Source organism: Inquilinus limosus MP06, assembly GCF_000767795.1.
Lineage (GTDB): Bacteria > Pseudomonadota > Alphaproteobacteria > DSM-16000 > Inquilinaceae > Inquilinus > Inquilinus limosus_E.
Genome location: NZ_JANX01000147.1, coordinates 1 through 11,710, shown reverse-complemented (window position 1 = coordinate 11,710; position 11,710 = coordinate 1). Strand labels below are relative to the sequence as shown.

At 69.7% G+C, this 11,710-nt stretch carries 11 protein-coding genes; 5 read left to right on the top strand and 6 right to left on the bottom strand.

Translation table 11 applies throughout. The features are described 5' to 3' along the window. Positions 1 to 663, top strand: a 663-nt coding sequence (locus P409_RS13850; RefSeq protein WP_238578683.1) for an adenylate/guanylate cyclase domain-containing protein, incomplete at its 5' end; no start/stop codon positions are given. Between the two features lie 158 nt (positions 664 to 821). Here the strand turns inward: P409_RS13850 and P409_RS13845 are convergent. From P409_RS13845 to P409_RS13830, 4 genes are all read right to left on the bottom strand, one after another. Beyond that, positions 822 to 1,499, bottom strand: coding sequence for an exopolysaccharide biosynthesis protein (locus P409_RS13845; RefSeq protein ID WP_034837406.1), 678 nt, complete (start codon positions 1,497 to 1,499; stop codon positions 822 to 824). A 92-nt stretch (positions 1,500 to 1,591) separates the two neighbouring features. Beyond that, positions 1,592 to 2,242, bottom strand: coding sequence for a ThuA domain-containing protein (locus P409_RS13840; RefSeq protein WP_034837403.1), 651 nt, complete (start codon positions 2,240 to 2,242; stop codon positions 1,592 to 1,594). 17 nt (positions 2,243 to 2,259) lie between these two features. Next, positions 2,260 to 3,366: a Gfo/Idh/MocA family protein gene (locus tag P409_RS13835; protein ID WP_034837401.1), complete on the bottom strand. Its 1,107-nt coding sequence runs from the start codon at positions 3,364 to 3,366 to the stop codon at positions 2,260 to 2,262. Between the two features lie 11 nt (positions 3,367 to 3,377). Next, positions 3,378 to 4,601 carry an ROK family protein gene (locus P409_RS13830; protein WP_034837398.1) on the bottom strand — a complete coding sequence of 408 codons (1,224 nt, stop codon included), beginning with the start codon at positions 4,599 to 4,601 and terminating at the stop codon, positions 3,378 to 3,380. Positions 4,602 to 5,012: 411 nt separating this feature from the next. Between P409_RS13830 and P409_RS13825 the strand changes: the two genes are divergently transcribed. The 4 genes from P409_RS13825 to P409_RS13810 all read left to right on the top strand — a co-directional run bounded on the left by P409_RS13825 (position 5,013) and on the right by P409_RS13810 (position 10,340). After that, positions 5,013 to 7,001, top strand: a complete 1,989-nt coding sequence (locus tag P409_RS13825) for an aldo/keto reductase (RefSeq protein WP_034837395.1) — start codon at positions 5,013 to 5,015, stop codon at positions 6,999 to 7,001. A 39-nt stretch (positions 7,002 to 7,040) separates the two neighbouring features. Beyond that, positions 7,041 to 8,300, top strand: a complete 1,260-nt coding sequence (locus tag P409_RS13820; RefSeq protein WP_034837392.1) for an ABC transporter substrate-binding protein — start codon at positions 7,041 to 7,043, stop codon at positions 8,298 to 8,300. A 271-nt stretch (positions 8,301 to 8,571) separates the two neighbouring features. Then, complete coding sequence (locus P409_RS13815) at positions 8,572 to 9,498, top strand: carbohydrate ABC transporter permease (RefSeq protein WP_034837389.1); 927 nt, start codon at positions 8,572 to 8,574, stop codon at positions 9,496 to 9,498. Between the two features lie 8 nt (positions 9,499 to 9,506). Then, a complete protein-coding gene (locus tag P409_RS13810) occupies positions 9,507 to 10,340 on the top strand; it encodes a carbohydrate ABC transporter permease (protein WP_034837386.1) in 834 nt (277 codons plus the stop codon). A 145-nt stretch (positions 10,341 to 10,485) separates the two neighbouring features. On the opposite strand, the gene tauD is transcribed toward P409_RS13810, so the two are convergent. Both tauD and P409_RS13800 read right to left on the bottom strand, forming a co-directional pair. Further along, positions 10,486 to 11,334: a taurine dioxygenase gene (tauD, locus tag P409_RS13805; protein WP_343285507.1), complete on the bottom strand. Its 849-nt coding sequence runs from the start codon at positions 11,332 to 11,334 to the stop codon at positions 10,486 to 10,488. Positions 11,335 to 11,378: 44 nt separating this feature from the next. Beyond that, on the bottom strand, positions 11,379 to 11,710 hold a 332-nt coding region (locus P409_RS13800), incomplete at its 5' end, for an ABC transporter permease subunit (protein ID WP_034837383.1).

The window sequence follows — 11,710 nt, the reverse complement described above, 5'->3', positions numbered from 1 at the left end:
GTGCAGGATCTCGAGGTGACGCCGCTGCTGCCGCCGACGGCGACCGCCCGCGACGGCTTCCAGGGGCCGGGCCACCGTCACGGCCAGGAGCGCGAGATCGCGGTGATGTTCGCCGACCTGCGCGGCTTCACCCGGCTGTCGGAGCATCGCCTGCCCTATGACGTGGTGTTCCTGCTGAACCGGTACTTCGCCGCCATGGGCCAGGCGATCGAGGGGGCGGGCGGCCAGGTCGACAAGTTCATCGGCGACGGGGTGATGGCGCTGTTCGGGGTCGAGTCCGGGCGCGCCGCCGGTGCCCGCCAGGCGCTGGACGCCGCCCGGCGGATGGCGGCGCGGCTGGCCGAGCTGAACGAGGCCCTGGCCTCGGACCTGAAGGAGCCGCTGCGCATGGGCATCGGCCTGCATGTCGGCCCGGCGATCGTCGGCGAGATGGGCTACGGCGGGGTCAAGGGCCTGACCGCGGTGGGCGATACGGTCAACACTGCCAGCCGGCTGGAAGGGCTGTGCAAGGGCTATGCGGCGGAGCTGGTGGTGTCGCAGGACCTGCTCGATCAGGCCGGCGCCGACCTCTCGGCCTTCCGGGCCGAGCATGTGGTGATCCGCGGCCGGCGCGACCAGCTGCGCATCCGGGTGGTCAGTAAGGTTGCCGAGCTGCCGGGGTGATTGGTTCGACCGGCGTTCGGGCCCTTTCCACGCCTCTCCATTGTCATTGCCGGGCTTGACCCGGCAATCCAGGGGCCACCGAGAGCGGCTCTTGAAAGCCCTGAATCCTTGGGTCAAGCCCGAGGATGACAATGAAATGGAATGGGAACCTGGGACCGTCAGATCGTGACGCCCAGCAGCGTCTCCAGGAATGCGCGCAGGGCGGCCCAGAGGGCGGCGGAGACGGCGGCGAGGATCGCGACTGCCCCGGCGCTGACCGCCCAGCCGGCGGAGACGGCGATGCCGTCGCGTTCGACCAGGCCGATGGCGAAGGCCGAGATCGCCAGGGCCGGCACGATGTTGCCGAGCGGGATCGGCAGGAACAGGATGACGGCCAGCAGCAGGCAGGCGGCGCCGATGAAGCGGTCCTGCACCGGGCCGATCAGCAGCGACAGGCGCGGCCGCAGCAGCCGCTCGGCCTTAGCCAGCCAGGGCACCATGCGGTCGACCAGCCGGGCGAAATCGGCCCGCGCCACCGACCGCCGGGTGATCAGCCGCGGCAGCCACAGCACCGGGCGTCCGATCATCAGCTGGAAGGTGATGAACAGGAGCGGCGCGCCGAGGACCGAGGAGGTGCCCGGCGGCGTCGGCAGGACATTCGGCGCGGCGAAGACCAGCATCAGCGCGCCGAAGGCCCGGTCGCCGAAGGCGGTCAGGATGTCGGCGATGGCGATGCGCTCGCCGCCCTCCGTGGCCAGGTCCTGCAGCACCTCGGAGAAGCGCCGTCGGCGTTCCGCCCCGGCGGGCTCAGGCGCGCCGGGGTGGTCCGGCTCGGGCGAATGGGCGTCGTCGGGCAAGCGGCTCGTCCGGCGTCGTGGTGGCACCAGTCCTCGGTGTTACCGAGTCTGCCGTGACGGACGCAAGCGCGCGGTTGTCCCAGGCCTCCTGTTCAAGCCTCCCGCGCCGCCCACAGCAGGCCGCGATGCAGGATGGTGTTCATGGCCTTGTTCTCGAACTCCTCCACCCGGTGGCCGAGCGAGCTGTAGAACACCCGGCCGGCGCCATGCCGGCGCTTCCACACCACCGGCATGGTGTGGCCGGCGATCCAGGGCGCGTGGTCGCCGGTGAAGGTGGTCTCGGCCAGCACCTCGTTGTTCGGGTCGACATGCATGTAGTACTGCTCGGACCGGTAGTCGAAATCCCCGATCCCCTGCATCACCGGGTCGTCCGGCCGGGTCACCCGCACCCGGTAGTCGATGATGTTGCCGGGATGGGCCACCCACTGGCCGCCGGTCATGAACTGGTAGGCCACCTCGTTGCGGAAGGCATCGCACATGCCGCCATGGAAGCCGGCCAGGCCGACCCCGCTCTCGACCGCGGCGGTCAGGTTGGTGACCTCCTCCTTCTCCATCGTCGACATGGTGTAGATCGGCACGATCAGGTGCATGTCCTTCAGGGCCGGGTCGGCGAAGGCCTCTGTGGTGTCCTCGACGAACACCTCGAAGCCGTCGCCGCGCAGCATCCCGGCCACCACATCCGCGCATTCCTTGGGGGTGTGGCCGTTCCAGCCGCCCCAGACGATCAGCGCCTGCCTGGTCATCGCTTCCTCTCCCTTTCTCAGGCGGCGGCCCGGCCGAAGGCGGGCTCCACCGGCATCGGTTCCGGCCGCTCGCAGCGGCTTTCGATCTCGATCGTGCGGCCTTCATGGCCGGACCGCTCCACCGCCTCCATCACCTCCAGCACATGGAAGGCCAGCTCCGCATTGGCGCGGTGCGGGCGGTTCTCGCGGATAGCATGGGCCAGGTCGGCCACGCCGATGATGCGGTAGTTGCCGTCGCCATAGGCGTGGCCGGTGGCCTCGGCCTTCCACTCGGTGCGGTCGACCGACACCAGCACCTCGCCGCCGAAGGTGTTCGGGTCGGGCACGCTCAGCGACGCCGTCTCGCCATAGATCTCGATCGGCGCGTGGCGATGGGCCGGGATGTCGAAGCTCATCACCATGGTGACCATGGCGCCGGAGGCGAAGGCCAGCGTGCTGGTGATGTGGGTCGGGGTGCCGACCGGCACCGTCTGGCCGGCGCGCGGGCCGCTGGCGATGCGGCGCTCGGCGTAGGCGGCGGACACCGTCCCGGTCACCCGCGCCACCGGCCCCAGCATGTTGACCAGCGTGGTCAGGTAGTAGGGCCCCATGTCGAACAGCGGGCCGCCGCCCTTGGCGTAGTAGAAATCCGGGTTCGGGTGCCAGCGCTCATGCCCCGGCACCATCATGAAGGCGGTGCCGGCGACCGGTCGGCCGATCCGCCCGGCATCGATCAGGGCGCGCGCCGTCTGCTGCCCGGCGCCGAGGAACGTGTCGGGCGCGCTGCCGACGCGAACGCCCCTGGCCTTGGCGGCCTCCACCAGGGTGCGGCCCTCGGCGACGCTGACGGCCAGCGGCTTCTCGGCATGCACATGCTTGCCGGCGGCGATCGCCTGCAGCCCGACCGGCACATGCGCCTGCGGCGTGGTCAGGTTCAGCACGATCTCGATCTCGGGGTCGGCCAGCAGCTGCTCGATGCTCTGGGCGGCGATGCCGAACTCCGCCGCCTTGGCCTGCGCCGCCTCCAGGTTCAGGTCGGCGCAGGCCTTGACCCGCAGGATCGGGAAGTTGGGCGCGGCCTTCAGATAGGCGCCGCTGATGAAGCCGCAGCCGATGATGCCGACGCCGACCGGTCTGTCGCTCATGGTCCTCTCCGCTATCGGGGCATGCCCTGGCCGTTCCAGGGCGCTTCGTAGAGCTGCCGCAGCACCAGGCTTGCCGCACCGCGGGCCCAGGCGTCGTCGCTCCATTCATGCAGGATGATCTCGGTGCCGCGCCGGATCGGCACGGGCACGACGCGGTCGATGGCGGCCAGGAGGGCCGGCTCCATCAGGTCGCGGGCCTGGATGGCGCTGCCGGCCACGATCACCTTGGGCGGGCCTAGCAGCGTGATCAGGTTGCCGACGGCGAAGCCCAGGATGGCGCCGGCCTGCTCGAACAGCGCGCGGATCTCGGCCCGGCCGCCGCGCGCCATGTCGCGCAGCCGGCCGATGGCGCGCGGGTCGTCGGGCGCGATCGCCCCAGCCTCGGCGCCCAAGAGGGCACGGGCACGGGTGACGATGCCGTGGTCGGAGACATAGGCGTCGAGGCAACCGCGCTGGCCGCAGCGGCAGGGGAGGCCATCGTCCGGCGCGATCTTGGTGTGGCCGAACTCCGTCCCCATGCCGGCGGCGCCGCGATGCACGTCGCCGTTCAGGAACAGGCCGAGCCCGACCGAATCCTCCACCGCCACCACGGCGAAGCTGTCGCTGTCCCGGCCATGGCCGAACCAGTGCTCGGCCAGGGTGACCAGATGGACGTCGTTCTCGACCGTGGTCGGCACGCCCAGCCTCTGGCGCACCATCCCGGCCAGCGGCACGTCCGGCGCGCCCAGGATCGGGGTCCACACGCACAGGCCGCTGCGGCCGTCGATGAATCCCGGCAGGCCGATGCCGATGCCGCCCAGCCGGTCCAGCGCCAGGTCGGCGTCGCCGACGCAGCGGCGGATGCCGTCCTCCAGGATGTCGGCCACCACCTCCGGCGCCTGGCGGGCCAGGCGGATCGGGAGGGACAGGGTCTGCACCACATCGGCCATGTAGTCGGTGACGGCGATGCTGATCTGGTGCGGCGCCAGCTTGACGCCGCAGACGAAGGCGGCCTGGCGGTTCAGCTCCAGCATCACCCGCGGCCGGCCGCGCGCGGCGGTGCCGACGCCCTCGACCGCCCGGGCCAGGATCAGGTTCTCCTCGATCAGCCCGCCGGTGATGGCCGAGATGGTGGCCGGCGCCAGCTCGGTGCGCTGCACGATCTCGACCCGCGAGATCGGGCCGAAGCGCCGTACCACATCCAGCACGTGGAAGCGGTTGATCGCCCGCATCAGCTCCGGATCGGCCGTCTTCATTCCGTCAGGATCCGAATTTTATGGTGCGATGCACCATGGCCGGATGGCCGGCGCGGGCTGGGGCGAGCCGCCTCACCCGGTCTCGATTCAGCGCTTCCATCCCGTCCGTCCGGCCATTTTATTCCGAATCTCCGGCAATCATCCGATTTTTTCGGTCTTGACAGGCTCCACCCTAGCCGGTCTGATAAATTCGTAAACCAAAAAAATTCGATGCCGTTCATCCGCACCCCGGCATCAGGGAGAACCGCATGGCCAAGACGCGCCTCCTCCTCCGCGACCAGGTCTCCGCCATGACGGCGGTTGTCGCGGTCCCGCGGTGGTGATGTTCTTCCCGATGCGCGCCGCTTCAGCGCCGGCCTGGCCGGTCGGCATGAAGGGCTGATGGCATTCTCGAATAACGGAAAGACGGGCATGGGTACGGAAGCGAAGCTGCGTTGGGGCATTCTCGGGCCGGGCCGGATCGCCCAGGCCTTCGCCGGCGGCGTGGCCAAGTCGCGCACCGGGCGGCTGGTGGCGATCGGCACGCGCGACGCGGCGAAGCCGGGGCTGGCCGAGGCCTTCCCCGGCGCCCGCATCCATGCCGGCTACGAGGCGCTGCTGGCCGACCCCGAGGTCGACGCGGTCTACATCGCCACGCCGCATCCGGGCCATGTGCATTGGGGCATCCGCGCCGCCGAGGCCGGCAAGCATGTGCTGTGCGAGAAGCCGATCGCGGTGAACGCCTATGACGCCATGGCGCTGGTCGACGCGGCCCGACGCGCCGGCGTGTTCCTGGCCGAGGCCTATATGTACCGCGCCCATCCGCAGACCCGGAAGCTGGCCGAGCTGGTGGCGGGCGGTGCCGTCGGCGAGGTGCGGATGATCCAGGCCAGCTTCGGCTTCGCGGCGAAATTCAACCCGGACCACCGGCTGTTCGCCAACGACCTGGCGGGCGGCGGCATCCTCGATGTCGGCGGCTATCCGGTGTCGATCGCGCGGCTGATCGCCGGCGCCGCCTTGGGCAAGCCGTTCCTCGACCCGCTGAAGGTGACGGGGGCAGGCCATCTCGGCCGTAGCGGCGTCGACGAATGGACCGCGGCGGTGCTGGAGTTCCCGGGCGGCATCGTCGCCCAGGTCGCGACCGGCGTGACGCTGGCACTGGAGAATGTGGTCCGGATCTTCGGCACCGAGGGCCGGATCGAGATCGCCTCGCCCTGGTTCTGCAGCGGCAAGGAAGGCGGCAGCAGCACGATTGTCGTCACCCGGGCCGACGGCACGTCCGAGACGGTCGCGATTGAGGAGCCGGGCTGGCTCTACAGCTTCGAGGCCGACGCCGTCGGCGACGCGGTGGCGGCCGGGCATCGCGAGGCGGCCTTCATGAGCCAGGCCGACAGCCTGGGCAACCTGAAGACCATGGACGCTTGGCGCGCCGCGATCGGCCTGGAATATGCGCTGGAGACGCCGGCGCGCCGCACCGCCCCGGTCGACGGCCGGCCGCTCAAGGCCGGGGCCATGCGCCGGATCGACCTGCCCGGCGCCGCCCGCCCGGCCTCGGCCTTGGCGATCGGCGCGGTCGGGGTCGAGAACATCAGCCAGGCCGGGATGCTGTTCGACCGCTTCTTCGAGCGCGGCGGCAACACCTTCGACACCGCCTGGATCTACCGCGCCGGCGGCTCCGACCGGGTGCTGGGCCACTGGCTGGCCAGCCGCGGCGTGCGCGACGAGATCGTGCTGATCGGCAAGGGCGCCCATGCGCCGCTGTGCTACCCCGACGTGATCCCGCGCCAGCTGACGGAATCGCTCGACCGGCTGCAGACCGGGCGGCTCGACCTCTACCTGATGCATCGCGACAACCCGGACATCCCGGTCGGCGAGTTCGTCGACGTGCTGGATGCCGAGATCCGGGCCGGACGCATCGGCTCCTGGGGCGGGTCGAACTGGACGCGCGAGCGGCTGGACGAGGCGGCGGCCTATGCCAAGGCCAACGGCAAGGCGGGGCCGGCCACGGTCAGCAACAATTTCAGCCTGGCGGAGATGATCCAGCCGGTCTGGCCCGGCTGCATCGCCGCGGCGGACGATGAATGGAAGGCCTGGTTGCGGCAGCGGCGGATGCCGCTCCTGGCCTGGTCCAGCCAGGCCCGCGGCTTCTTCACCGACCGCGCCGGCCGCGACCGGCAGCAGGATCCGGAGCTGGTGCGCTGCTGGTACGGCGAGGTGAATTTCCGTCGCCGCGACCGGGCGGCGGAGCTCGGCGCCAGGCGGGGCAAATCGGCGAACCAGGTGGCGCTGGCGTATTGCCTGCACCAGGACTTCCCGGTGCTGCCGCTGATCGGCCCGCTGACGCTGGAGGAGCTGGAGGATTCGCTGCAGGCGCTCGACATCGCGCTGACGCCCGAGGAGGTGCGCTGGCTGGAAGCCTGACCGCCGGCGCAAGGATCAAGCAACAGGGAGGACAACACCATGAGACGTGTCGTGTCGGGCCTTGCGGCCCTCGCCGCCGCTGGCCTCCTGTCGGGCGCGGCGATGGCCGATGCCACGATCAAATGGCTGCACATCGAGAACACGCCGGACACGGTGGCCTGGATGGAAAGCGTCGCCAAGGCTTACGAGGCGGCGCATCCCGGCGTCACCATCCAGATGCAGTATCTCGAGAACGAGGCCTACAAGGCCAAGCTGCCGACCACGCTGCAGTCGCCCGACCGGCCGAACATCATCTACAGCTGGGGCGGCGGCGTCCTGCGCGACCAGATCAAGGCCGGGGTGATCGAGGACCTGACCGATGCGGTGAAGGGCGAATGGGCCGACCGGATCAGCCCGGCCGCGCTCGAGGCCTTCACCGTCGACGGCCATGTCTGGGGCGTGCCGGTGCTGGCCTCGCAGGTCGGTTTCTGGTTCAACAAGCCGCTGCTGGCCAAGGCCGGGGTGAAGGCCGAGGACATCAAGAGCTGGGACGACCTGCTCGCGGCGGTGAAGACGATCAAGGCCGCCGGCATCGTGCCGCTGGCGACCGGCGGCGCCGACAAATGGCCGATCCATTTCTACTGGACGCTGCTGGCCATGCGCATCGGCGGCAAGGACGCGTTCCAGGCCGCCTACAACCAGTCGGGCGACGGCTTCGACGGCCCCGTCTTCGTCAAGGCCGGCGAGGGCCTGAAGGCCCTGGCGGCGCTGGACCCGTTCGAGCCCGGCTATCTCGGCCTGACCAATCCGCAGGCCGCGGGATATTTCGGCGACGGCAAGGCCGCGATGCACCTGATGGGCAATTGGGACTACCTGAACGCCAAGAAGAACAGCGCCTCGGGCAAGGGCATCCCGGACGCCGATCTCGGCTGGATCCCGTTCCCGACCGTGGCCGGCGGCGCCGGCGCCCCGACCGACGTGCTGGGCGGCGTCAATGGCTGGCTGGTGACCAAGGGGTCGCCGCCGGAGGCGGTCGACTTCCTGAAGTTCCTGACCAACAAGGAGAACCAGGAGAAGGCGGCCGAGCTCGGCATCTATATCCCGGTGAACAAGGGCACGGCCGAGAAGCTGAAGAACCCGTATTTCCGGCAGATGGCGGAGAACATCGCCAAGGCCGGCTATTTCCAGGTGTTCTACGACCAGATGCTGGGCGCCAATGTCGGCCGGGTGGTGAACGATGTGACCACCGACATCGTTTCCGGCGGAACCGACCCGGAGGACGCGGCCGCCCAGGTCCAGGAAGCCTGGGAGATGCGGTGAGCGGGGAGATGCCGATGCGTTCCCAATCCCAAGACGAGCGGCTGGTCCTTTCCTTGTCCCCCCTCCCCTTGCGGGAGGGGGGCAGGGGGAGGGGTCTGCGCGCGTCCGCGCGCGCTTGGTCGGGAGCGCATCTGGCTGCGAGGCAGATCTCTTTGAGGCCGGCTCGGGTTGCCTTGGGGCCGGCTCGGGTTGAGGGAACCCCCTCCCCCTACCCCCCTCCCGCGAGGGGAGGGGGGACTCATCTGGTGCCGGCGTTTGGGATGCCAACGCGATGACCGCCGCCGCCCTGTCCCACGACCATGCCACCATCCGCCGCCGCCGCCGCACGGCGCTGCGGACGCAGGTGGCGCCGGTGGTGCTGATGCTGGTGCCGGCGCTGGCCCTGTTCACCATCTTCGTGATCCTGCCGATGGGCGAGGCCGGCTTCTACAGCCTGTTCAAATGGAACGGCTACGGCAGCCCGGAGGATTTCGTCGGGCTCCGCAACTTCGAGCTGCTGCTGCGCAACCGCACCTTCTGGTCGGCGCTGAGCAACACCGGGCTGATCATCGCGGTGTCGCTGGCGATCCAACTGCCGCTGGCCCTGGCCATGGCGCTGCTGCTGGCCGAGAAGCTGCGCGGCCGGGTGGCGTTCCGGATGGTGTTCTTCCTGCCCTACATCCTGGCCGAAGTCGCGACCGGGCTGATCTGGCAGTTCCTCTACGATGGCCGCTACGGCGCCGTGGCGCTGATCTGGAGCTGGTTCGGCGCCGGCAGCGACGCGCCCTTCGTCCTGGCCGACCGCACCCTGGCGATGGCGGCGGTGCTGGTGCTGGTGGTGTGGAAGTATTTCGGCTTCCACATGATGATCTACATCGCCGGCCTGCAGAGCATCCCGTCCGAGATCATCGACGCGGCCCGGATCGACGGCGCCACGCCCTGGCAGATCGTGCGCCGGATCAAGATCCCGATGCTGTTCCCGACCATCCGCCTGTCGGTGTTCTTCTCGGTGGTGGGGGCGCTGCAGCTGTTCGACATGGTGATGGCGCTGACCCGCGGCGGCCCGTCCAACGCCACCCACTCGCTGGTCACGTATCTCTACACCTTCGGCCAGATGCGGATGGAGATCGGCTTCGGCAGCGCCGTCGGCGTGGTGCTGTTCCTGATCTGCGTCACCTTCTCGATCGTCTATCGCCGCACCCTGATGCGCGGAGACTAGGAAGACCCATGGCTGCGCCCACGCTCCGCCCCTCCCTGCTGCCGCAATACCTGGTCCTGCTCGCCGTCGCCGGCATCGTGCTGGTGCCGCTGGTCGCGGCGGCCCTGGGCGGGTTCAAGACGCTGGGCGAGCTGCGGGTCAACCCGCTCGGCCTGCCGGACAGCTGGGCCGGCCCGGTCTACTGGGAGATCCTGGGCTCGGCCCGGCTGTGGCGGATGCTGTTCAACTCCGCCGTCATCGCCGGCCTGACCGTCGGGCTGGTGCTGATCGTCGGGTCGATGGCGGCCTTCATCTTCGCCCATGTCGTGTTCTTCGGCAGCCGCATGCTGCTGAACTACATGCTGCTGGGGCTGATGTTCCCGGCGGCGACGGCGATGCTGCCGCTGTTCATCCGGGTCCGCGACCTCGGCCTGCTCGACACCTATTGGGGCGTGGTTCTGCCGCAGGTCGCCTTCGGCCTTGGCATGGCGATCCTGATGCTGCGCGGCTTCTTCCGCCAGCTGCCGCACGAGCTGTGGGAGGCGGCGCGGGTCGATGGCTGCGGCTATTTCCAGTTCTACCTGCGGATCACCCTGCCGCTGTCGCGCCCGATCCTGGCGACCGTGGCGGTGTTCGCCCTGGTCGCCAGCTGGAACAGCTACCTGCTGCCGCTGATCATGTTCAACACGCCGGAGATGTATCCCTGGCCGCTCGGGATCATGAACTACCAGGGCGAGTATTCCACCGAGTGGAACAAGATCCTGGCCTTCGTCACCCTGACGCTGGCGCCGGCGATCGTGTTCTTCCTGCTGGCCCAGCGCCACATCGTCGCCGGCCTGGCCAAGGGGGCGGTGAAGGGGTAGCGGGCGGGCCTCCCCTTATTGTCATGCCCGGGCTTGACCCGGGCATCCAGGACTGTCGAAGACGCTCTGGGTGGCCCCTGGATTGCCGGGTCAAGCCCGGCAATGATAGAAGAGGGAAGACAGGGGGACAGGCCTATCGTCCGGATCAGACCGGTCGATCACCGAGAATGGTCGCCCGGTGCATCACCCGGCGGTTCGGCAGGTAGTCGGCCAGGGCGTAGTGCTGGGTGCAGCGGTTGTCCCAGAAGGCGACGTCGCCCGCCTTCCAGCGCCAGCGCACGGTGAATTCCGGCTTGGCCACATGGTCGAACAGGAAGCGCAGCACCGCGTCGCTCTCCTTGGCCGAGAAGCCGGTGATGCGGGTGGTGAAGCCCTCATTGACGAACAGGCCCTTGCGGCCGGTCACCGGATGGGTGCGCACCACCGGGTGGATCACCGGCGGGTTCTTGTCGCGCGCGATCTGCCAACGCTCGCGGTCCTCCGGCGCGCTGAACCGCTCCGGCGGGAAGGATTTGGCGAAGTCGTGCAGGGCGGTCAGCCCGGTCAGGAAGGCCTGCCACGGCGCCGACAGCGCCTCGAACGCCGCGGTGCTGCTGGACCAGCTGGTGTCGCCGCCGGAGGGCGGCAGCTCCTTCGCGGCCAGCACCGCGCCCAGCGGCGGCGTCTCGATGAAGGTGACGTCGGTGTGCCAGTTGTCGTTGTCCGGCTGGTTGTCTGGATGGGTGTCGAGGATGATGATTTCCGGCACTTCCCTGACATGCGGATACACCGGGTGCACGTGCAGCGCGCCGAAGCGGGCGGCGAAATCGCGCTGCGCCGCCGGGGTCAGCTCCTGCCCCTCGAAGAACAGCACATGGTGCTGCAGCAAGGCGCGGTTGATCGCGGCGATGGTGGCGTCGCCCAGCGGCTGCGCCAGGTCGATGCCGCGCACCACGGCGCCGATGGTCGGGTTCAGGGGCTGGACGGAGAGGAGGGTCGACAGGCTGTCGGGCATGGCGGGGCCTCTCTGTTATCTCTTGGTTTTCGGGGGAACGGGGATCAGCCGCGCCCGTGCCAGGGCGTCAGCCGGCGCTGCAGCAGGCGCAGCAGATATTCCAGCAGGAAGGCGACGACGGCGATCACCAGGATGCCCAGCACCACCACGTCGGTCACCAGGAACTGCGCCGCGCTCTGGATCATGAAGCCGAGGCCGCTGGTGGCGGCGACCAGCTCGGCCGCCACCAGGGTGGACCAGCCGACGCCCAGGCCGATGCGCACCCCGGTCAGGATCTCCGGCAGCGCGTTCGGCAGGATGACATGGCGCAGCAGCTGCGCCCGGGTGGCGCCCAGCGAGCGGGCGGCGCGCAGCCGGTCCTGCGGCACGGCGCGCA